The organism is Flavicella sp. IMCC45537, assembly GCF_057197705.1.
Genome location: NZ_CM170067.1, coordinates 22,021 through 43,062, shown reverse-complemented (window position 1 = coordinate 43,062; position 21,042 = coordinate 22,021). Strand labels below are relative to the sequence as shown.

Below are 21,042 nucleotides of genomic sequence, written 5' to 3'. Positions count from 1 at the left end.
CTATTTATTATTTGCTAGTCCTTTTTTAATTTTTACATAACTAAACTGTAACGTAACTTTAAACATATTTGCCTCAACATTTGAAGCATTATTAAACACTTCCCCATAAGACAAATGCATTGCTAAGGGTGGGATGATTTGATACCCTACAGTTGCACCTGCGCCCAAGGCATTTATCTGATTATCTTGCTCTACCCCATCTGCTTTTAAGGCACCACCATATTGATAACGTACATCTATACTTACCCAAAGTTTATTTGTAAAATTATGACTTAAATGATTTTCTAAGCTAAACAAAGGTAGTTGCTCCGTTTTATCAGCTCTTGTAATCACTGTGGGATCTGTATTTGCAGTATACAAATGAATTGCAGGGTACACTTCTAGCCAAGTACTTCTCTTTGGATTATTTTTACTTAGATAAATATTCATCGGTAGCCCTAATTCAAAAGTCCATCGGTTACTTCCCATATTCAAATCCTCATTTTTATCATAAGAACCAGAATACCAAATACGCGTATAACTTGTCATTGAAAAGGTTTTATGTTTATACGTTGCATATTCCTGTATCTTTAACGCTGGTTGATTTATCAAACCGAATTTAAACCCAATAAAGCCGTCTGAAAAACCACCTGAACTTACGCTAATATTTGTAGGAATAGCCGTTCCTGTATCAGGGATAACCAAAGATCCATTGACATTACCTGGTACCGCATTTACCATTACCTGTGCAAAATGTCCTTTTAAATTAAAATTGTGAATTGCCGTAATTGGAAACGCGTTAATTTGCAAATCGGCATCTTTTGCTAAAATATTTGCAGGAGTTATATTTTGATTTAGATGCATCCATTTTGGAATCACTCCTGTAACTCCAGTTGGCCCCCATAGCAACATCCGAGCTCCATCTCCCTGAGCTTGAACCACATGCAACCCTATCAATAAAAGTAGAATTAATACTATTTTTTTCATGATCTCTATTACAACAAACCCGAAATTTGTTGTCATTTTATATGGATTCTGGTTTACAATAATTTTATTTTCAATTCCTGTATATTACCATTGAATTTAAATGGTGCTTTCTCAAAGTATGCGAAAGAAACTGGTGAGCCCAAATCTATTCCCACATCTAACGTTTCACTCGCTGAAAATGCAACGGGAACAGTACCCAATGTATGTACTGATCCAACAGTTTTACCGTCCACAATCAAAGTAATGTCTGCTGGTGCTCCTGGTTTATTATCTTTAATTTTTGTGATGATCTCAAAGGTATGTTTCCCTGCAGGAATTTTATGAGCACTTTCTGCTTTAAACTGATGGATAATCATCATATTGTATTCATACACTAATTTTCCATTTTTCATATAACATGTCAATCCACCACCAGCGCCTCCAAGTGCATATAAAACTCCATTCGCATTGGCATCAATTGTAAGATCAACCTTTACGGAATTACTCTTTTTACCGAGGCCTGGCGCAGCAAATTCTGGCATTCTTGTAATATCTTGATCAAAGGTCCATTCCTTGTAAGGAGAGGTAATAACATCCTTAGGATGCAAACGCAACCATATACCCGCACCAATAGGGAAATCTTTATTTTCTTTAGCTTCTTCTAAAAATATCTTTTTCATCTCTGCTAATTTCTCAGGGTATTTAGCCGCTACATCTGTCGCCTGTGAAAAATCATTTCTCAAATCATATAATTGCCATTTATCTTTTTCTGAATCCCACTGATCCAATCCCTTCTGAGCAGAAATCCAAGGATATAAAGGTCCAAATGTTGAAGCAAACCATCCATTATGGTAGACACCTCGACTTCCGTTATTATCAAAAAATTGGGTATGTTTTAAATTTTCAGCTTTGGGGTTTGTAAACGTAGCTGCAAAACTTTTTCCGTCAATAGGGTCTTGAGCATAGCCATTGACAAGTTTTGGATGCGGAATATTTAAAACATCATAAATGGTCGGTGCAATGTCATTGACATGTAAAAACTGTGATCTCATTTCACCATCATGTTTGATACTTTTAGGCCATGAAATTACCATTGGATTTCTTGTTCCTCCAAAATGTGCTGCAATTAATTTGGTACTTTTAAAAGGAGTACTACCTGCCCAGGCCCATCCGGCATGGTACATATTTTCTACTTTATTGGTCCCCAATGCATTCAATCCACCAATTTTATCCAAAACCTTAATTTGCTGCTCGATGGTATTCGGAATTTGATTTTGAGCCAATAATTCACTAATACTTCCCCCTTGCCCTTCGGCACTAGAACCGTTATCTCCAAAAATATAAAGCACTATGGTATTTTCTTTATATCCCATAGCATCCATGCCATCAATTAATTTCCCTACTTGTGCATCTGTATGCTCTACAAAACCTGCAAAAATCTCCATCAACCTTAGCTGAAAAGCTCTCTCCTTTTCTGGAATATTTTCCCAAGCAACCATGGTACTATCTCGTGGGGTTAATATTGTATTTTCAGGAATAATCCCCATTTTTTTTTGACGTTTAAAAACACGTTCTCTATAGGCATCCCATCCGGTATCAAACTTACCCTTGTATTTTTCAGACCACTCTTTAAAAACATGATGCGGCCCGTGCACTGCTCCTGGAGCCCAATACATAAAAAACGGTTTATCTGGAGCAAATGCTTTGTGCTCTTTGATCCACTTTAAACCTTTATCTGCCATGTCTTCAGTAAGGTGATATGGTTTTCCGTTGGCAAATTTATGCGGTGGCTCAACGGCATTGTAATTTTCAAATAATCGTGGTTCGTATTGTGAAGTTTCTCCTGCTAAGAATCCATAAAAATATTCAAAGCCATAACCATTAGGCCAAAAATCTTTTGGTCCCATTGCCGTAGTTTGGTTGGCAGGTGAATTATGCCATTTCCCAAAAGCAGCCGTATTGTAGCCATAATCTTTTAAAACTTCAGCAATGGTAGCAGATGTTTTTGGAATAATTCCCGTATAACCATCAAAATTTATGGCACGCTCGGCTATTGTTCCTGAGCTAACTCTGGTATGATTTCTCCCTGTTAATAAAGAAGCTCTAGTAGGAGAACAAATAGAAGTGGTATGAAACTGATTGTACATGATCCCTTGCTTTGCCAACTTAGTTAAATTTGGAGTATGCACTTCTCCTCCAAAAGTTTCAGAAATACCAAAGCCTACATCATCAATTAACACAATTAAAATATTAGGGGCATCTTTAGGTAAATGATTAGCATTTGGCCAAGGAGCTAATTTACTTTCTGCTAAGGTCTTTTCTGTCTGACTTTCTGAAGCTATTCTAGGAAATGGCAAAACACTACCGTCTTGCTTTGAGGTACTCTCTAAAATCTCTGTTTCCTTTTGTTGATTGCATGCGATACATAAAAAAGAAAGTAATAGAACAATTACCGCATTGGTGTTACTTTTCATAATGATTTTTTGTTAGGTTTTACAAACCACTTCTACCTTGAATTCTTTCCATAGCTTATAAGATTATTACAAGCCTTTACTCCAATGAAAAGAAAAATAGCGATTCGGTTTTATATAACTAAAGATAAACAATTATGAATTATAAGCTCTTTTGCGATTCTTATTTTAAGTTTAACATTTCTAAAAAACAAGACTGCATACAATTTATTTTATAGCAACGCCTTGTTTTAATTACAAGCCTTTACTCCAATGAAAAGAAAAATAGCGATTCGGTTTTATATAACTAAAGATAAACAATTATGAATTATAAGCTCTTTTGCGATTCTTATTTTAAGTTTAACATTTCTAAAAAACAAGACTGCATACAATTTATTTTATAGCAACGCCTTGTTTTATAAAGCACTCCTAAAATAAACTGCATGCAGTATTTGAATAAATAAAAAGTCCTACGATTTACAGATAGAATGTCACTGTAATTATTTAAAACTCTATTTTACATCTAGACACTTGTATGGTATCCTATTTGAATTTAATTCGGTGTCTGATTCTTCTGTGTCTATTGTTGAAATCCGGACACTATCAACGCAAGAGCAGTTAATAACATCTATTAAAAAAGGATCTAGGTTCCACATGAGCGCACGGTTTGAAAAACACCAACTGTTTTTGAATTGTCTATTAGGGGTAGGTTATGGCACTCGCTAGCTTGTTATATAGAAAAAACCTCCGCATCCAATATCAATCTCACTCCTACGATCAGCAATAAAACTGCGAATGATTTTTTGAGTGTTGCTGCCGGTAATTTATGAGCCAGTTTTGCTCCGATACGCGCCGTAAAAAAACTTGCTATACTGACACATACAAATGCATACATATGCACAAAGCCTAATACTCCATTCGGTAAAGATTCTTTTACGCTGTCATCTAAAAACTGTCCGAATACAAAAAAGCCTATTGCCCCTGCACTTGCAATCGGTAAACCACAAGCTGCTGAAGTACCTACTGCATTTTGAATTTTGAGACCAAAGTTGCTCAAGATTGGCACGGTTAAAGTACCACCACCAATTCCGAAAATGGCAGAAACCACCCCAATAAATGCCCCTAAACCTGTTTGCCCTATGGGTGATGGCAATTTGCTAAAGTCATTTTCCTCAAGGCCTTTATTTTTCATAAATATCATTTTCAATCCTACCAAAAAGGCTCCTACTCCAATGATTGCTTGCAACGAATTCCCATGAATTACGGAGGCAACCCCAGCCCCCATCAAAGAACCTATTACCAAGCCTGGTGCCATACGCTTCCATACACTCCAGTTTACAGCACCTCTGCTGTTATGAGCTCTTAGTGAACTGATAGAAGTAACGATTATGGTTGCTAAAGAAGTACCAATACCAATGTGTGTTAATGCTGCATCAGGAATGCCTTGGGCCGTGAAAATGTAAATTAAAGCGGGTACAATAATCATACCGCCACCAATTCCAAACAAACCAGCCAGTAACCCTGCAAAAGCACCCGCAACGAGATAGTAAAGAATAAATATATCCATAAGTAAATTAAATTTTTATTGTTTTTTATATGAGGTTCTCTTTGACGAAAGTAAGAATTTTACAAAGTGCCCGAAAAGAAAACTCTAAATTGATTGTTTCTAATAATTAGTTTGAAAGTTCTTTGCGTATGATTGCTGCTCCGGCACTCAAGGCACTTAACTTGCCTCTTGCCACCTCTCTTGTTAATGGAGCCATGCCGCAGTTGGTACATGGATAAAGATTTTCTGGAGCTACAAATTCTAAGGCTTTGCGTAGCGTATTTGCCACCTCTTCTGGAGTTTCAATCACATTAGACGCAACATCAATTGCCCCTACCATTACCTTTTTACCACGTAACAATTCCATCAACTCAAAAGGTACCCTTGAGTTATGGCATTCTAATGAGACCGCATCAATCTTAGATTTTTGAATTTTCGGGAAAATCTCTTCGTATTGACGCCATTCAGAACCTAAGGTTTTTTTCCAATCGTTGTTGGCTTTAATTCCATATCCATAACAAATATGCAATGCCGTTTCACAATTTAGACCTTCTATAGCTCTTTCTAAGGTTGCCATTCCCCAATCGTTTACCTCATCAAAAAAAACATTAAAAGCAGGCTCATCAAACTGAATGATATCTACCCCAGCCTCTTGCAATTCTCTAGCCTCTTCATTGAGCGCTTTGGCAAATTCCCAAGCCAATTTTTCGCGACTTTTATAATGGTTATCATACAAGGTATCTACCATAGTCATTGGACCAGGCAATGCCCATTTTATAGGTTTATTTGTTTGTTTGCGTAAAAACTTAGCATCCTCTACAAAAACTGCTTTTTTACGAGCTACCGGCCCTACTACCATTGGCACACTTGCCTCGTAACGATCACGGATTTTTACCGTTTTACGATTTTTAAAATCTACACCACTTAAATTCTCTATAAACGTTGTTACAAAATGTTGGCGTGTTTGTTCGCCATCACTAATGATATCAACTCCCGCCAATTGTTGTTCTTGCAAGGCAATGCGCAGCGCATCTTGTTTTCCTTCGTGTAACTGATTCCCTTCTAATTTCCAAGGTGACCAAAGTTTTTCTGGCGGAGCAAGCCATTCTGGTTTTGGCAAACTTCCAACGGTTGATGTTGGTAATACTATTTTCATAATTCAAATATTTTTGATGTTTGTTGCTTAAAGCGTAACGCTAGCCGACCATTGTTCTAATAAATTTTTAAACGGCTTCATAAAATGTTTTTCGGCATATTTCCCTTGATCTATCCCCAACTGCGTACGCTCTTCTCTGTTGTAAACTATTTTTGTTAAAGAATGATCTTGATTTTTTAGACTCGGTTTGTAACACTGACCTGCTATTGCGTTGGCATTGTAAATTTCTGGTCTGTAAATTTTTTGGAAAGTTTCCATGGTACTAATGGTACTGATCAACTCTATATTGGTATAATCCGCTAACAAATCGCCAAAGAAATAAAATGCAAAAGGAGCCACGCTGTTATAAGGCATAAAATAGCGTACCTGTAAGCCCATTTTCTTAAAATATTGTTCTGTTAAAGATGAGGTGTTTGCTTGGTACTCAAACCCTAAAATAGGATGTTGGTTTCCGGTGCGCTGGTAAATTTTATTATCTGACACACTCAAGCAGATTACAGGCGATTTTGAAAAATAATTTTTATAGGCTGCTGACTGCACAAAATACTTAAATAAATTACCGTGCAGTTCTCCAAAATTTTCTGGGATGCTAAAATGTTCATTCTCTTTATTATGCTCTAAAAGTGCAACACTAAAATCATAATCACGTACATAAGAAGAAAAATTATTCCCAACAATCCCTTCTGTTTTAATGCCCGTTTTATGATCTACAATATGGGTTTTTAAAATTTCAATTAGCGGAAACGAAGCATCATTGTTTTTTATATTTAAATCCACAGAAATAATTTCTAACTCAACCGAATAACGATCATTATTAGGATTATCCCAATTTGCCAAGGCATTGAAACGATTGTTAATCATAGCAATGGTATTGCGTAAATTTTCTTGACGACTCGCTCCTCTTGCCAAATTAGCAAAGTTGGTAGTGGTACGGGTACTATTGGAAGGAATGTAATTTTCATTAAAATCAATAGACGTAAGCGTGAAGTTAAAGTCATTCTTACGAGGGGTTTCTCTATTTTCAATACTGTGTTGTTCCTTACTTTTTGATGCTTCTATTTGTATCGTTTTCATATGGCGGTGATTTGTAGTTTATTTACCTTACAAATTTTAGAATAAAAGTGTTATTAATTTTAAAAACACCAATAATCAGAAAATTTAACTATTAAACTCATTCAAAAAGTTAATTCCTCTGTTTGAGAATTTAAAAACCTGTGAAACAGAAAATTTATCTTTAGAAAACAGCAAGAATTGAGGTTTGAGGTGGTATAGAAACCAGTTAAAAGTTAGCAAAGCGTCAAGTTTAGGGGATCCCCTCAAAAAAAATCAAAAAAAATAGCAGCGCCACCACCCACAAAAAGTTAGATGTTGCGCTGCTATTTGAAAACTGTATTTAACTAGTAGCTGTGTCCGTATCACTATTTAAAACGGTGCGATGCTATCCTTAGGTTCCGTTGGAATTTGCCAACGCTCCTTTGCAGAAACATTCTGTCGTACCTCTGGACTGGTACTGGCGGTAGGCGCGGCACCATAGCTACTTGCATTTCCTCTTGGAATTTGCATGCGATCTCCATAAAGCCAAACCACTAAATTACTACGCTGGCCGCTGGTAATGGGATGTGTTGCATGTGGCACTGCCCCACTGTGAATGATGGCTTTACCGGATTCAAACACTGCCTGTACCACTTTGCCTGTAGCTCTGTCATGAAAATCTACTTCAGAACCGGTAAACCCTTCGTCAGGTAAATTTATATTGATATTTAAGGTGGCAGCAGAAGCATCTGTATGCGCATGTAAATCTTTATCCTTATCTGGGTTGTACTGAATAGAAAAACCAAACGTTTGGGTATCATAGCCATACGTACCTATTAGCAAACGAGCAATGGGTCTCATAAAACGATCCATGAGATCGTTATAAAAAGCCTGAAAATTAGGAGCTGCAAGATGTCCTTCTGAGCGAGGATCTAGCATGATTCCATAACGGTTTAGCTGGATTCCGTAAGGAGCACGTTTTGGAATTTGTGCATTTGCCACCGCCTCTAAATACCCACGAAATTCTGCCAAGCGCTCTACATCAAAAAACTGAGCGGTATAAACCCCTGGAATAATCTCTTCCCATAAATCTGCCACGGCATTTTCTTTCTCTGGATGTTCCCAGGCTTCTTTTACAGCTTTTCTCAAACGAGGATCTAATAAGCTTTCGTCTGGAATTAATAAATTGTCTTTGTTTTCGATTTCCCATTCTGCCCATGCATTTTCAAGCAGTTCTCTATTGCTGTTCCAAAAAACAGCCACAGAAGGTTCACGTTTTAAAGAGGCTTCGCGAGAAGGTAAACTTAACTCACGTGCCTGTACGAGTGCATTATTATTATGTTTCATCTTTTTAAAATTTTGTTTGTTTCTAAAATCAATTGCGAAATTTTATTTTCGTCGTAGGCATCTCTATGTGCATTGGCAAAAGTACCTTTATCATTGTCAAAATATTTTCCTGTTGCGGTTTGATGCTTTTCTGATATGGCAAGTTCATATAAAATATCCGCTCCTTTGGTGGCAGAAGACCAGTATTGCCCATAAGCCTCTTTTACCATGTTTGTATTTAATAAAGACCCTGGATTTACAGCAATGCTTGTGAGCTCTGGATGTTTGTTTGCAAAATCAAAACTCCACATGGTTAATGCCAACTTACTTTGTGCATAAGCCTCGTTGCTAGAAATTTGTGTATTTCCTTTTAATGCCTCTATCGCTACCGTTGCTTGCGCGGCAGAACTTAGATTGATAATTCTTGGCGCACTGCTCTTTTTAAGCAATGGCAATAATCCATTACTGAGCACATAGGGAGCTATAAAATTTACCGCAAATCTCATGTCAATATTCATTTTATTTTTTGGGTTTGGACTTATAAAAACACCTGCATTGTTTATCAATACATCAATACAAGTTACTGTTTTGTTAAGCTCTGCAATCATGTTATCAATGCTTTCTGTATCTGATAATTCTGCTACAATACTATAGATGTTGGTATTATTTGTTTCTGCTTTGATTGCTGCCAGGGTGTTTTTTAATTTCTCTGGGTTTCTACCATGTAGAATGAGTTGATGCCCGCTGCTTGCAAGTTTTAAAGCGGTTAACTTACCTACTCCATCTGTGCTACCTGTAATTAATATGGTTTTCATTTTACTCAATTTTTTATTAACTATAAAAATTATAGTAACAAAATTAAGTATAGTATTGTATATTTGCAATAACGGTCAAAAAGGATAGTAGCAATTTTATGAAAACAGTAACAGAAAATAAGTATAGCTTTAGAGGAAACACATACCCTTGTTGTGCAAGTTTAACCATGGGCATTATTGGTGGAAAATGGAAAACAGTTATTTTATACCATTTGTTAGCGGATACCTTACGATATAACGAACTGAGAAAACGCATGCCTACAGTTACCGAAAGGACTTTGAGTTTGCAGCTGAAAGCTTTGGAAGAAGACGGTTTGATTCTAAGAAAGGTGTATACCTCTAAACCGCCTTTGAAAGTAGAATACTCTTTAACAGATTTTGGAAAAACTTTAATTCCGCTGATACAATCTATTGCCAAATGGGGTGCTACTGTAGCGGAAAAAACGCAACCCTTATTATAAGGTTATTTCTATCAGGTTTTCACGAAAAATATTTCGCTTTCTGCACATCTAAGTATTGATAGCATTTTGTGCTATGCTTATTTTTCAGGGGGTTTAGATATGAACGGTTTGTGTATGGTGCGTATCCCGAAGGGTATGCACTATACACGTTGTTATGCCCTTTTTTATCCTTTAATTTTTGATAGAAGACCTGGTAATTCGTCATGTTCTTCATACCAAATGATTGAAACTCCGAGTTCTTTCATTATTTCCTCATTAAGTGAATGATGAGTTTGAAGAAATTTTTGAGCACCTTTAGTATTCTTTATAGCCTTTACATCTCGATTTATTTTAGCGCTTTTTTTGTAGCAGAAATTATGGTCTGAAATCCTTTTTATAAAAGCAAAATGTTGTGTTCTTTCAGTGTTTCTAGAAGATATCTCCAATAATCTTCTAAGGTTTGGGTCTGACATTGATAATCCAATCATAATACAAACGTTGTTCTTAAGGTTATTAAGCTGAACAAGGTTTGACCAGTGATAAGATTCTAGATAGATCTGATGATATCCCTCCTCTGAAAAGACTAATGTGCTTTGGTCTAAACCATCATAATTTTTAGATTCTTCAGGTAAAAATCCATGTACGTGATAAACAGGAAGTTCATCATTACTAAAAGTCCCTTGTTCGCTATAAATACTGTGAAAATCTATTGACCGTCTGTTTAATTCTCGCTCTATTAAATCATCAAAATTGTAAGTTATTACTGATTTCACTTTAGATCCAGTCATTTTAGGTGTGCAAAGCGAACCTATAGCTTTTATTAAAGGAGACTCCAAGGGATATTTAGAATCTCTTAATTTATACAAGCTTTTTGTGATTGCTTTATGGAATTCTTTAGACTCGGTTACATCTTTTGAAAATCCTTTTCGGATGTATCTAGCTGCCATCAGTGAAGTAGGCTCGTCAATGGCATTTAATCTATCTACAATTTCAGAAATATCATTTTCAGATATATTAGTGTCAGAATTAAATTCTTTTGCTAGAAAATTTACAAAAAGAGAATTTAGCAATTTGTTCCAATCAGGCATTCCTGCACTACTAGAAACACCAGCTCCTAAAAATAGACTAAATTGTCCTTGGGAGTATTCTAATTTCAATTTTTCCAATTGAGTTTCCCTTTCTTTTTTCCAGTCTTTAGATTCTTTACTTATTGTTGATTCTAATCTAAGCGAGAATAAATTATTTGATATTTGATTTGCCTTTTTTCGATGTTTGCTTACGATTTTATTCAGCTCATCAGGACCAAAAAAGAAGATTTTAAAATCTATATCAGGGTCAGATTGAAATGCCTTAATTTTTTCAATAGTTCTTGGATGCGTTTGCCTAGCAGTTATAAGAATTAGATTATCAATTTTTTTAGAATTCTTCAAGCCTAACGGAGCTCTTAGAATTCTTTCATGGAGAATTCTTGATGGAAACCTATTTAGATCATTTTTGATTTCAATTAAAGTTCTTCCTTCAAACGAATCAAAACCTGATGGGGCTAGAGCATCGCCAAAACCAGCTCTTTGACTTATAGTCTCAAATTTTTTGCCCTGTTCTTCAACATGATAACTTAATAAATTCAAAATGAACGTCTCAAAAGAGTAAAAGCCTCTTGGTCCTGAAAAATCAAATTTTGATAGTATTTCGTCTATTAGCATAGTTTATTTTTAATTGGGCATAACTCCCGAATAACAATACCTTTTCGTTAAAAAGGCTTGCTTCAAACCAGTAAGTTGTTGTTTTTCAATTTTCTTTAAAAGTAGGCCATAGCTAATTAATAAAAGACAAAAGCATCATTAGTTTTAGAAAAGTTACTAACAATTGAGGATATGCTTTTTTAGAGTTTTTGTTTGATTTCTAATTACGTTTATAATGACAGGGTTTTATTCATTTTGTCTTGACACAAAACGAATCAAAAAGTCAAGACTTCAGTTATTTTCTTAAAATTCCTAATCCTCGAATCAAGACCCACTGAACTCGTCCTGCGTCCTCAAACAGCAGTTGCTCAAAAAATGATTCTTGCGGTTGTAATTTCTACAGAAAATCTCTGGAGGTCAGTTAAGAAAGATTGTTGCTAGAACTTAATTACTTTCAACTATTGTAAATAGTTATGAAGCTATGTTAGTTCTAGTCATTCATTTTTCTTGGATGGTATCGAGAACGATTGTAAAGCTACTTCTCGATACTAATTTTTTCATTCCATTCACAAATTCACTCGAAGTGACAGGTTTATATTCATTTTGTCTTGACACAAAACGAATCAAAAAGTCAAGACTTCAGTTATTTTCTTAAAATTTCCAATCCTCGAATCATGACCCACTGAACTCGTCCTGCATCCTCAAACAGCAGTTGCTCAAAAAAATGATTCTTGCGGTTGTAATTTCTAAAGAAAATCTCTGGAGGTCAGTTAAGAAAGATTGTTGCTAGAACTTTATTACTTTCAATTATTGAGGGTTTATATTCATTTTGTCTTGACACAAAACGAATCAAAAAGTCAAGACTTCAGCTATTTTCTCAAAATTCCTAATCCTCGAATCATGACCCACTGAACTCGTCCTGCGTCCTCAAACAACAGTTGCTCAAAAAATGATTCTTACGGTTGAAATTTCTACAGAAAATCTCTGGAGGTCAGTTAAGAAAGATTGTTGCTAGAAACCTATGCTTCCATAATGGGACTTTTTTTTAACCCTACAGCTACTGACTTGATTTCCTGTTTCTAAGTCTTGTAGGATAAAACACCACTTGAATTAAATTATATTCCAGTTGACTAAAATTAAAATTTTCTCCCTCTATTTTAAATTCAGAAAACGGATACCATCTCAAATTGGTTCTCAGAATAAGAGCTTCATTTGTTTTTCCGGGTACGATATCCCAACCAAAAGTTAACCCTGGTTCAAAGAATTCAAAATTCAAGTTACGTGTAGCTCCACTCACGTCTTCAGTGTATTGTATATGATCGTAAGCTATATTGAGCCCAATATAGGGTGCAAAGCCAGAGTAATCGGTCAGAAATTTATTTACTTCCAATGCCAAAGAAGTTTTATGAATGGTCTGCTTCGCTCCAAACCCTTCTGTTTTGTAAGTAGGGTTTCGAAAAGATAAGGCGGTAAAGAAATTTGCTTTATTAAAATGATACCCCAGTGAAAGGTCAAAATAAGCGGAAGAACTCAATCTTGGTTGTAAATAAGGAAGTTCTATGGAGTTGTAATCAGAGTTTGAAAGCGAAAAGGACTGAGAAGGCCCCGCTCCAATAAAAAAATCTCCAAATGATTTAGCATCATAAGAGAGTTTTGAGACTTTTGGATAGTTATTCCAAATATCAATATTTTCTTGAGTATTATTTTTTGTAACATCAAAGGCATACAAAACTCCAATTTGAAAAGAGAATTTTGGAGTAAGTATTTCCTCTGTTTCTGTTTTGCTAAGTGGGTATTGCCATTCATTATTTGGGAAATAATTTAATCCTAGTCTAAAGGCCGTTTTTTTATAGCTATACAATAGTCCGATATCATAATTCAGCATGAAATCTTTATAGAGTATGGGATGATTTTGGTGAGGTTCCTGAATCTGTTGAAATGCTACCCCTCCCCAATTGAAACCAATATAAGGTCGTAATTTTCCTTTTTCCATAGTCCAAGGATAAATCCTAGCACCTGTTGCTACGGAGTGCAAAAGCTTATGTTGTACTTCATGCTCCTCTAGGTTTATTTGATTTAGAGGGAAGGTCACATAGAATTCTGCATGTCCCCAAAAATGAAATCCTCCCCAAGTAATATAAGGGTTCAAGGTAGCCGAAAATTCTATCGGCACTACTTCCCCATGTACCAATTGTTTTCCATCAAAGGAGGGGAAAAAGTTTCCTCCAGCCTCTAGATACATGCTGGCAAAATCTAATCGTTGTTTTGCATTGCTCCCTTCCTGAGCTTGAACGTTTAACACAAAAGCAAATACTGTTATTAAAATTATTTGTTTCATCATTGCTAAAATTGATAACCAATAAAAAGCCAAATATTGTTTTCAAACTGGTTGCTTTTGATGGTGGTATCTCCCAATTTTGTTTCCTCAATGGGATCAAAATTCACTCTAAAAGGAACAGAAACTCTGTAATACAAGCCTTTTAACCTAAATACATCCGTTTCAGTAAAACTAATAGCCGCTCCCATGGTAAATGAAGACTTTTCCAGGGTTTCATTGAGAATGGTATGTGTGTATTCATTGTTATAATATCCTATTGAAGGAGCCACATAAAGACCTTTCACAATCACAGGAAAGTCATAAAAGACTTCAAAACCAACTTGTTTCCCTTTTACATTTTCTCCCTCAACAGCTTTTGCAAAATCAGAGGACAAATGTTTTTCTGACAAATAGAGGTGGGTATAAGCAAGTCTGAATAAGTGATTGTTTTTAAATCGTAAGCCCACCTCTCCTCCCAAAGATTGGAATTGGTTAAATATTGCTTCTCCAAAATCATAGGCTATAAAAAATCTTGGCCTTTTACTTTGGTTAGTTTCTTTTTCGGTATTGTTACCTGTTGAAAGTGGCACTTCTGAATTTTGAGCATTCGAAGGAACGACATACATTGTAAAACATACGATGAGAAATAATTTGTACTTCATATAATTTTTTGAAGCAAAAATATTGACTAAAAACCTAGATCACAATCGGACAAGAGTAGGAATTACCCCTAAGATATCAATATCATACAAAAGTATGAGCGCTAATAATCAAATAGTTACACTTTTAAGTATTACCTAAGTAAGCTGGCTAATTCACTTCGGGTTTTTACCCCTATTTTTTTGTAGATGTTACTGGTATGGGTTTTTACGGTTGGTAAAGAAATAAATAGCTGATCAGCAATTTTCTGATAGGTCAATCCTTCAAAAAGAAGTCTGGCAATTTCTTGTTCTCTCTCTGTAAGTGCATAATTTTTAAATTGCTGCTCGTTGGGTGTCATCACATTTTTAATAAGAGAGAGCCTTTGCAAATCATCATAAATTTTTCGTACCGCCAAGGCCGTAAAAGCGAAATACAGTAAAAATCCCATTTGAAATTGTTGATACTGCTTTTCAAAAGCATAATGAAAAATCAGATAGATCGGTGTTAGGATTAAAAATGTAACAGCGAAAATCTTATTTGATTTTTCTAAGTGCTGAAATTGTTGAATAGGCTTTGTTTGCCTTGTGATCAGCATTGACATAACCACAGAAACTATTAAAAAACCAACTACAGCCCATTGTGCAAAAACCATGTTCCACATGATTTTCGAGAAAATCAGAAAAACAGCTAAAACAACTGACATTCCGATGTGAATTTTCTTGATTACAACATGGATGGAATGTTTTTGTTGCGCTAATGTATCTAAAAAAGTAGTTACGGATACCAAAACCATACAGAGCAATGTAGACAAGGTGGTGGTTTTTTCTTCTGGAAACAACGGTGATATACCAAATGAAATCAATAACATTAATAATGAAACTGTTAACCAAATGGTTTCCCTTTTCTCTAAATTTCTTTTGTAACAAAGTAGCTGCAGAAACAAAGAAATAGTGAAACTGGTATAGGTTAAAATAAGTATGATATATTCAAATAGAAGCATTTTTTTTATGTTTACGATCAACGCGTATAGCGGTCATATTTATGGTTGCTATTTTTTTGGTTGTATTTTATACAACGTTTTATACAAGATTAGTTTGAGTTTTACAATTCGTGAATTGCTAACTCCAACACAAGCATATACCTATTTATTGTTTTTATTTTGTCGACCTAAAAATAGATAAATAAGTTGAAGCAGACTTTACAAATAAATCAAAAATTTAAAGGGAAACACAAAACTGTACCTTGAAAGTATGATGGTTTTGGCACCGACTTAAAAAACCTGTTTATAATTTTCAATATAATTAGCAGGAATTGCCTCTATCTTTTCTCTTATACTTTTCCGGTATGCGATTAGCTCAGGAAATTCGTAAAAGAACAGTACTTTATGATGCTTAATTTCATTTGCACTTGGTTTATCACTCAAAATAAAAAAAGTCCAAGATTCTGCAATATCCTCCTCCGGACTTTCCGCTGCATAGTCTGTTAAAAAGGAATTTTCATATTCTAAATAAAAGTCATATATCAAATTTAGTTTTCTGTTTTCGTTTTTTACTCTTTCTATTTTATCCCACTTTTTCAACAACTTATCATTCCAAAAACGATTTACAAATTTCCCGAGATAACTATTCTGATTCGCATAACCTTCTAACGTCAGATACCCTTTTTCGTCATTCTGAAATTCATCATCGGTAACTTCAACCTGTTCAGGGTTAAGCGTTAATAAATGACCAAACTCATGAATTATTGTATGTGTATAATCTCTAATATGCAATTCGCTTTTATTGTTAAAATTAAAATCAAGAGTATCAATATCAATTTCCCATTTTGAATTACTATCATTTAAAGGCGACATACCTCCTAATTCTTCTTGCATACCATCAGTGAATAAACGCAAACTCGAAACATATTTATTTAACAAGTCAGAGGGTAATTTTTCATTTAAATAATTCCAATATTTGAAAGCACTAGAATCCTTTAGTCCTCCATTTGGTTGAATGATTCCATTTATAATATTCCAACGCTCACCACCAATAGCATCATTCTCTTGACAATTTACCTTTAAACTTATTAAGAGTAATATGATTAGTGTATTTCTCATTATTTTGTTTTAATGTTTTACCAGTTTTATAAGAGTCGTTGTTTATTTCAAAATCAAAATCTTTCAACCCATCAACGAACCTTTGTTCAAAGATACTCGCTTTGATTTTTTTTGTAAAAATTATGCTCCAATGATATTTACACCATGAAGAAAATGAATAAATAAAAAATTTAGATTGAGGCACAAATCTCCCCCTTGATTCCATCATGGTGCTCGCTACTGATCTAGATTTTGCAAAACATTATTTGAGCCTTTTCCTCGTATAATTTGAGGTTTTCTTTCCTCCTTCTCAAGTTCAATATTAAGAATTTTTATTTTTCTCAATTTTTTCGATACATACTCCACATCAGTAAAAGTTTCTAAATTAAAATAAAAAAAGTAGGAATCATCAATTTTCAGATCAGATGGATTTATTATTTTCTTTCCGTTTATTTTAATAATTGTTGTTTTATTAAGACCAGGAATTAAAGTCTGTTTTTTTAATACCTCAGAAATTGAATTTAGCACAAGTGATTTTTTTGCAGAAAAATATACTTCCCCATTTTCGCTTTTACGACCAATATCTATCGATTCTATACTTTTCGGGTTGATATAAGTATAGTCCATATCCACTTCTAAGGAGTCCATGTAAAAAGTTGGAATACTATTTTTTTGACAGTACGATTTAAGAGAAAAGACTAGTAAAATTAATAGGGACAGTTTTTTCATAGTAGTTGGTAGATGATTACAGAACACCTTGGTTTAGTTTTCAATTTCAGAAGATGGCAACAAACGAGAATCTATAAGTGCCGCCGCTCTATGTCCTGCATTTTTCAAGTACTCCTCATTTTTAGCAAACTCCATAAATTTTAAAACAGAGGTATGCTCTACAACTAATATGGCATCCCATTGTTCCGACTCTGGTCCAATTAAAAAAGAATTGCTTTTTCCATAATAAATGATTTTGCTTCCTGCTTTTTTTAATTCAGGTAGAGTGCTTTTCATATAACGTTGGTAAGCTTCTTCTCCACTGATAATTTTATTAGGTTTTATTTCTTCTAAATTATCATAGTTTGCTTGCTCTCTAAACTTCAATAAATTTAGCATTACTATTTTTCCTTTGTTATGGAAATCTTGATAGAATTTCTTTCCAGATTCAGCACTTGCCTCTACATATCCTTTCATATTATTTTTTTTTAAATTACAAACAGGTTTTATTTCCCCATGTTCAAAAAACACAAATATTAAAAATACTTGTCTTACATTTTTTCGCTGTTGCCCGCAATTTATACAAATAAATTTTGCAGTCTGTTTAGTATTTTCCCTTTTAATTCAATCGCCTTTGTAGGATTCAAGCAATACATATTATTAGGAATTTTCTGCTAATTTTTGCAAAACTCTCATCGCTTTGTCGGCATGATTTTTAGCCACAAAAACATGATCGTGGTAATATCCTGCCATCACATTACAACTGATATTATTTTTTGCCAATTCTGTTGCGAATATTGCTGTCAATCCAACAGCATCCAGAGATGAATGAATTGTAAGTGTAATCCAACAAGCAATATATTCATAGCTTACCTTCAATTGATCTGCTTTCATTTTATCTAAAACAATCGTTATTCCTTCCTTTTCTTTGAACTCAGCAATAGTATCTTTTCGGTCAATACTATTGAGATCAGTTACGGTCGAAAACACATACTCTCCCTCATTCAATTTGGGCGTCATTCCTTTGATCAATTCTGATAATTTTGTTTCTCCTGGCATTTGCTTATTTTGATTTAGATACTATCCATACCCTAGCTGTTTGCTATCAATAAAACTAGGTATTAGCAAAAAAAAGGATTCCAAAGAATCCTTTTTTTACTAGTTTATAAATTTATTTCTTCCGCATCAGAAGGATACCATTCTCCCTCAAACCAAGGTTCTAAAGGAGCATACAATCTAAAAATTGTATTCCATCCTTTTCCTGGCACGGTTTGAATCCAATTGTTCTCCAAACCTTTCGGTGCTTTTGGTCCGATATATATATCCCAACTTCCATCTGCGTTTTGCAACAATCCTTTTTTATTATTGTCAATTCCAGGAAATTGCTGATCTGTTTGTAACATAGATCGAGTTTGATTGTCGTAAATTGTAAACGACCAAAATTCTTTCATTGGTGGGTTGGGTGGTATATGAAATTTATACGTTTTGCCTCCATCAAAAGTATTTCCATCTTTATCAGAATAAGCAATAGCGTACTGAGATCCTTTCCCTATAATTTTCATTGACATTGCGGGTGTAATCCCTGTTGCATAAAAATGAAAAGCGCTTCGGGCGTCTAACAACCTTGACCCCTCATGCTCAAACAAATAACTTTTATACGCCAATGGATTCAACCATTTTGTCCCAGGAAATTTATACAAATAATCTGCACGTGGTTTTGCCATTTGTGTTCTTACAATCGCTGCTCCTATTTTTGCAGCTTCTTCTAAAATGGCTTGCATTCTAGCATCTGGTTTAAACTCTTGGCCCTTTTTAATTCCAATAGCAGCCAACGAACCTAAAATTTCCGGGTTTTCACCAATCAATGGTTCGTGTTGAATAACCGCATTAATCTCATTATAAATCTCAGCATCCATTCTATGAATGGTATTGTGAGCATCTCCAGAGACATTCACAAAAGTCATTGCTGGTGGATTGTCTTTTTGGGATAATGGATACATTTTAAAAGTTGCTTTTGTTGCATCTACTGCAGGTTTTGGACTTCCATTTTTTTGAAAACCTCTCCAAATCACCCAATGACCATAAGTATTCGTATGGTATACATGATATCCTTTACTGGGCACCTTTCCTTTATATCCAGGAGGAACAATTAAAAACTTACCTCCTTTTGCTTTGTCTGGCCCCAATCGACCAAAGTCCGCAACATATTTAAAATAATGATCGTCAATAATCCCTAAAACATCAGGTGGTGTTTCAATAACCATAGGCTCTTCTCCTAACTCTAACCAAGAGGCCATATAAACAGAAGTGGTATTTGGAGTTAGCCATAAAGACTTCGAATCCATTAAATCTTCAAATAAAAAAGCGGTTGTATTTGCAGGTCCCAATGAAAGTAATCCTTGCTTCATGGCTTCCATAGAGGCAATTTGAATTCCCTTTACATAGGCATCAACTGCATTGTGTAGATCTATATAATTATAAACCTCATCCTCTGTTTTTGGAGTTGGCACCCCATCAAAAAACTCCAAAGTTCCTAAGGTTTCTGTTTGAAGGGCATTGGGTGTTGCAATTCCTTCTGGAATGGCCGTACTCATTTTCATGGTCGGCGCGGGTACTTTTTCCTTTTCCTCAGATTTGCTTTCGTTACAGGAGGTAAATGTTAAACTTCCCGCTAAAAACATGGTCATATAATAATTGTAATATTTCATATAGCTGTTTTATATTTTGCTCTAAAGTAGCCATTTTTTTATTATTTGATAAAACTCATATTCGTAAAATCTGAAAGGTGATGAATTCAAATTTTCCTTTCTAAATGTTGTACAATAATTCCAATAAATTCAAGTAACTATAAGATGAGATACTAAAGAACTAATGTATCTTTGCATCGAATATTTGATTTATGAGTCTTACTTTACTTTCTTCTCCTTTACAAGGATTTACGGATTTCCGTTTTAGAAATGCTTTTCACAAATTTTTTGGTGGTATTGATACTTTTTATGCTCCTTACATTCGTATGAATGGTAAATTAGTAATCAAATCATCTTATAAAAGAGACCTAGCCCTAGAACATAATGACACCTTGGAGGTTATTCCACAAATTATGACCAACTCTGATGAAGAGTTTTTATATGTGGTGAAATACATTCAAGAATTGGGCTATAAAGAATTGAATTGGAATTTAGGTTGTCCCTATCCGATGGTAACTAAAAAAGGAATGGGGTCTGGTTTGATTTGTCAACCAGAAAAAATAGACCATATTTTAAAACGTGTACACAACGAAACGGATATTACTGTTTCTATGAAAATGCGTATGGGCTATGAAACTCCTGAAGAAATACAAGACGTATTTCCAATTCTAGACAATTATCCATTGAAAAATATTGCCATTCATGCTAGGATTGGGAAACAGTTGTACAAAGGTGGCGTTGATTGGGATTCGTTCCAAAAATGTATTGACAACACCAAACACAAATTATATTATAATGGAGATATTACTAGTGTAGCCTCCTTTAAAACAGTGCAAGAACGTTTTCCTGCAATAGACCACTGGATGATAGGCCGAGGTTTGATAGCAGATCCTTTTTTGCCCAAAATGATCAAAGAGAATACCACAGAATATCCTGAAAATAGTATGGAGATTTTTAGAGCTTTTCATGATACTATTTTTGAACAATATGATGCCTTTTTACAAGGTCCGACTCCTATTAGAATGAAAATGTTAGGCTTTTGGGAGTATTTTGCACAATCTTTTGACAATCCACAAAAGGTGTATAAAAAAATCAAAAAAGCTAAAAATATCAAAAGTTACCAAACCGCAGTTTCAGAAATCTTAGCGAACAAAGAATTTAAAGGTTTTTCTAATTCAATTTAATTTACACTCAACTAGTTTTTCTAGCTTGAAAAAAA

The 21,042-nt window shown here is 34.7% G+C and carries 18 protein-coding genes; 2 read left to right on the top strand and 16 right to left on the bottom strand.

Annotation, left to right across the window (positions count from 1 at the left end; translation table 11 throughout):
• The 7 genes from AC2DGP_RS00195 to AC2DGP_RS00165 form a co-directional block, all read right to left on the bottom strand.
• Entirely contained in the window at positions 1-1,002 is a 1,002-nt protein-coding gene (locus tag AC2DGP_RS00195; RefSeq protein WP_484491022.1) for a transporter, read from the bottom strand.
• Positions 1,003-1,019: 17 nt separating this feature from the next.
• Positions 1,020-3,419 carry an arylsulfatase gene (locus AC2DGP_RS00190; protein ID WP_484491021.1) on the bottom strand — a complete coding sequence of 800 codons (2,400 nt, stop codon included), beginning with the start codon at positions 3,417-3,419 and terminating at the stop codon, positions 1,020-1,022.
• A gap of 706 nt (positions 3,420-4,125) precedes the next feature.
• A complete protein-coding gene (locus AC2DGP_RS00185; protein ID WP_484491020.1) occupies positions 4,126-4,962 on the bottom strand; it encodes a sulfite exporter TauE/SafE family protein in 837 nt (278 codons plus the stop codon).
• Positions 4,963-5,068: 106 nt separating this feature from the next.
• Positions 5,069-6,097, bottom strand: coding sequence for a methionine synthase (locus AC2DGP_RS00180; RefSeq protein ID WP_484491019.1), 1,029 nt, complete (start codon positions 6,095-6,097; stop codon positions 5,069-5,071).
• 27 nt (positions 6,098-6,124) lie between these two features.
• Entirely contained in the window at positions 6,125-7,171 is a 1,047-nt protein-coding gene (locus AC2DGP_RS00175; protein WP_484491018.1) for a DUF1852 domain-containing protein, read from the bottom strand.
• A 348-nt stretch (positions 7,172-7,519) separates the two neighbouring features.
• On the bottom strand, positions 7,520-8,392 hold the full coding sequence (locus tag AC2DGP_RS00170) for a 2OG-Fe(II) oxygenase (protein ID WP_484491017.1): 873 nt from the start codon (positions 8,390-8,392) through the stop codon (positions 7,520-7,522).
• Positions 8,393-8,472: 80 nt separating this feature from the next.
• A complete protein-coding gene (locus AC2DGP_RS00165; RefSeq protein ID WP_484491016.1) occupies positions 8,473-9,270 on the bottom strand; it encodes an SDR family NAD(P)-dependent oxidoreductase in 798 nt (265 codons plus the stop codon).
• A 98-nt stretch (positions 9,271-9,368) separates the two neighbouring features.
• Between AC2DGP_RS00165 and AC2DGP_RS00160 the strand changes: the two genes are divergently transcribed.
• Complete coding sequence (locus AC2DGP_RS00160) at positions 9,369-9,731, top strand: winged helix-turn-helix transcriptional regulator (RefSeq protein ID WP_484491015.1); 363 nt, start codon at positions 9,369-9,371, stop codon at positions 9,729-9,731.
• A 164-nt stretch (positions 9,732-9,895) separates the two neighbouring features.
• Here the strand turns inward: AC2DGP_RS00160 and AC2DGP_RS00155 are convergent, their stop codons facing one another.
• The 9 genes from AC2DGP_RS00155 to AC2DGP_RS00115 form a co-directional block, all read right to left on the bottom strand.
• Positions 9,896-11,413, bottom strand: a complete 1,518-nt coding sequence (locus tag AC2DGP_RS00155) for an SIR2 family protein (protein WP_484491014.1) — start codon at positions 11,411-11,413, stop codon at positions 9,896-9,898.
• Positions 11,414-12,449: 1,036 nt separating this feature from the next.
• Complete coding sequence (locus AC2DGP_RS00150) at positions 12,450-13,730, bottom strand: hypothetical protein (RefSeq protein ID WP_484491013.1); 1,281 nt, start codon at positions 13,728-13,730, stop codon at positions 12,450-12,452.
• A 5-nt stretch (positions 13,731-13,735) separates the two neighbouring features.
• Entirely contained in the window at positions 13,736-14,371 is a 636-nt protein-coding gene (locus AC2DGP_RS00145) for a hypothetical protein (protein WP_484491012.1), read from the bottom strand.
• A gap of 131 nt (positions 14,372-14,502) precedes the next feature.
• Positions 14,503-15,189 carry a helix-turn-helix domain-containing protein gene (locus AC2DGP_RS00140; protein ID WP_484491011.1) on the bottom strand — a complete coding sequence of 229 codons (687 nt, stop codon included), beginning with the start codon at positions 15,187-15,189 and terminating at the stop codon, positions 14,503-14,505.
• A gap of 432 nt (positions 15,190-15,621) precedes the next feature.
• Positions 15,622-16,449, bottom strand: coding sequence for a putative zinc-binding metallopeptidase (locus AC2DGP_RS00135; protein WP_484491010.1), 828 nt, complete (start codon positions 16,447-16,449; stop codon positions 15,622-15,624).
• 216 nt (positions 16,450-16,665) lie between these two features.
• Positions 16,666-17,076: a hypothetical protein gene (locus AC2DGP_RS00130; RefSeq protein WP_484491009.1), complete on the bottom strand. Its 411-nt coding sequence runs from the start codon at positions 17,074-17,076 to the stop codon at positions 16,666-16,668.
• 114 nt (positions 17,077-17,190) lie between these two features.
• Complete coding sequence (locus AC2DGP_RS00125) at positions 17,191-17,613, bottom strand: DUF1330 domain-containing protein (protein WP_484491008.1); 423 nt, start codon at positions 17,611-17,613, stop codon at positions 17,191-17,193.
• Between the two features lie 183 nt (positions 17,614-17,796).
• Positions 17,797-18,195 (bottom strand): ACT domain-containing protein, encoded by a 399-nt coding sequence (locus tag AC2DGP_RS00120; protein WP_484491007.1) that lies wholly within the window; start codon positions 18,193-18,195, stop codon positions 17,797-17,799.
• 104 nt (positions 18,196-18,299) lie between these two features.
• A complete protein-coding gene (locus AC2DGP_RS00115) occupies positions 18,300-19,844 on the bottom strand; it encodes a DUF1254 domain-containing protein (RefSeq protein ID WP_484491006.1) in 1,545 nt (514 codons plus the stop codon).
• Between the two features lie 191 nt (positions 19,845-20,035).
• On the opposite strand from AC2DGP_RS00115, the gene AC2DGP_RS00110 reads away from it, so the two are divergent.
• On the top strand, positions 20,036-21,007 hold the full coding sequence (locus AC2DGP_RS00110; protein ID WP_484491005.1) for a tRNA dihydrouridine synthase: 972 nt from the start codon (positions 20,036-20,038) through the stop codon (positions 21,005-21,007).
• Positions 21,008-21,042: the final 35 nt, after the last annotated feature.

Coding starts and splice junctions, on each gene's coding strand:
- AC2DGP_RS00195 (WP_484491022.1), bottom strand. CDS start 1,002: ATGACAACAAATTTCGGGTTTGTTGTAATAGAGATCATGAAAAAAATA.
- AC2DGP_RS00190 (WP_484491021.1), bottom strand. CDS start 3,419: ATGAAAAGTAACACCAATGCGGTAATTGTTCTATTACTTTCTTTTTTA.
- AC2DGP_RS00185 (WP_484491020.1), bottom strand. CDS start 4,962: ATGGATATATTTATTCTTTACTATCTCGTTGCGGGTGCTTTTGCAGGG.
- AC2DGP_RS00180 (WP_484491019.1), bottom strand. CDS start 6,097: ATGAAAATAGTATTACCAACATCAACCGTTGGAAGTTTGCCAAAACCA.
- AC2DGP_RS00175 (WP_484491018.1), bottom strand. CDS start 7,171: ATGAAAACGATACAAATAGAAGCATCAAAAAGTAAGGAACAACACAGT.
- AC2DGP_RS00165 (WP_484491016.1), bottom strand. CDS start 9,270: ATGAAAACCATATTAATTACAGGTAGCACAGATGGAGTAGGTAAGTTA.
- AC2DGP_RS00160 (WP_484491015.1), top strand. CDS start 9,369: ATGAAAACAGTAACAGAAAATAAGTATAGCTTTAGAGGAAACACATAC.
- AC2DGP_RS00155 (WP_484491014.1), bottom strand. CDS start 11,413: ATGCTAATAGACGAAATACTATCAAAATTTGATTTTTCAGGACCAAGA.
- AC2DGP_RS00150 (WP_484491013.1), bottom strand. CDS start 13,730: ATGAAACAAATAATTTTAATAACAGTATTTGCTTTTGTGTTAAACGTT.
- AC2DGP_RS00145 (WP_484491012.1), bottom strand. CDS start 14,371: ATGAAGTACAAATTATTTCTCATCGTATGTTTTACAATGTATGTCGTT.
- AC2DGP_RS00135 (WP_484491010.1), bottom strand. CDS start 16,449: ATGAGAAATACACTAATCATATTACTCTTAATAAGTTTAAAGGTAAAT.
- AC2DGP_RS00130 (WP_484491009.1), bottom strand. CDS start 17,076: ATGGACTCCTTAGAAGTGGATATGGACTATACTTATATCAACCCGAAA.
- AC2DGP_RS00125 (WP_484491008.1), bottom strand. CDS start 17,613: ATGAAAGGATATGTAGAGGCAAGTGCTGAATCTGGAAAGAAATTCTAT.
- AC2DGP_RS00120 (WP_484491007.1), bottom strand. CDS start 18,195: ATGCCAGGAGAAACAAAATTATCAGAATTGATCAAAGGAATGACGCCC.
- AC2DGP_RS00115 (WP_484491006.1), bottom strand. CDS start 19,844: ATGAAATATTACAATTATTATATGACCATGTTTTTAGCGGGAAGTTTA.
- AC2DGP_RS00110 (WP_484491005.1), top strand. CDS start 20,036: ATGAGTCTTACTTTACTTTCTTCTCCTTTACAAGGATTTACGGATTTC.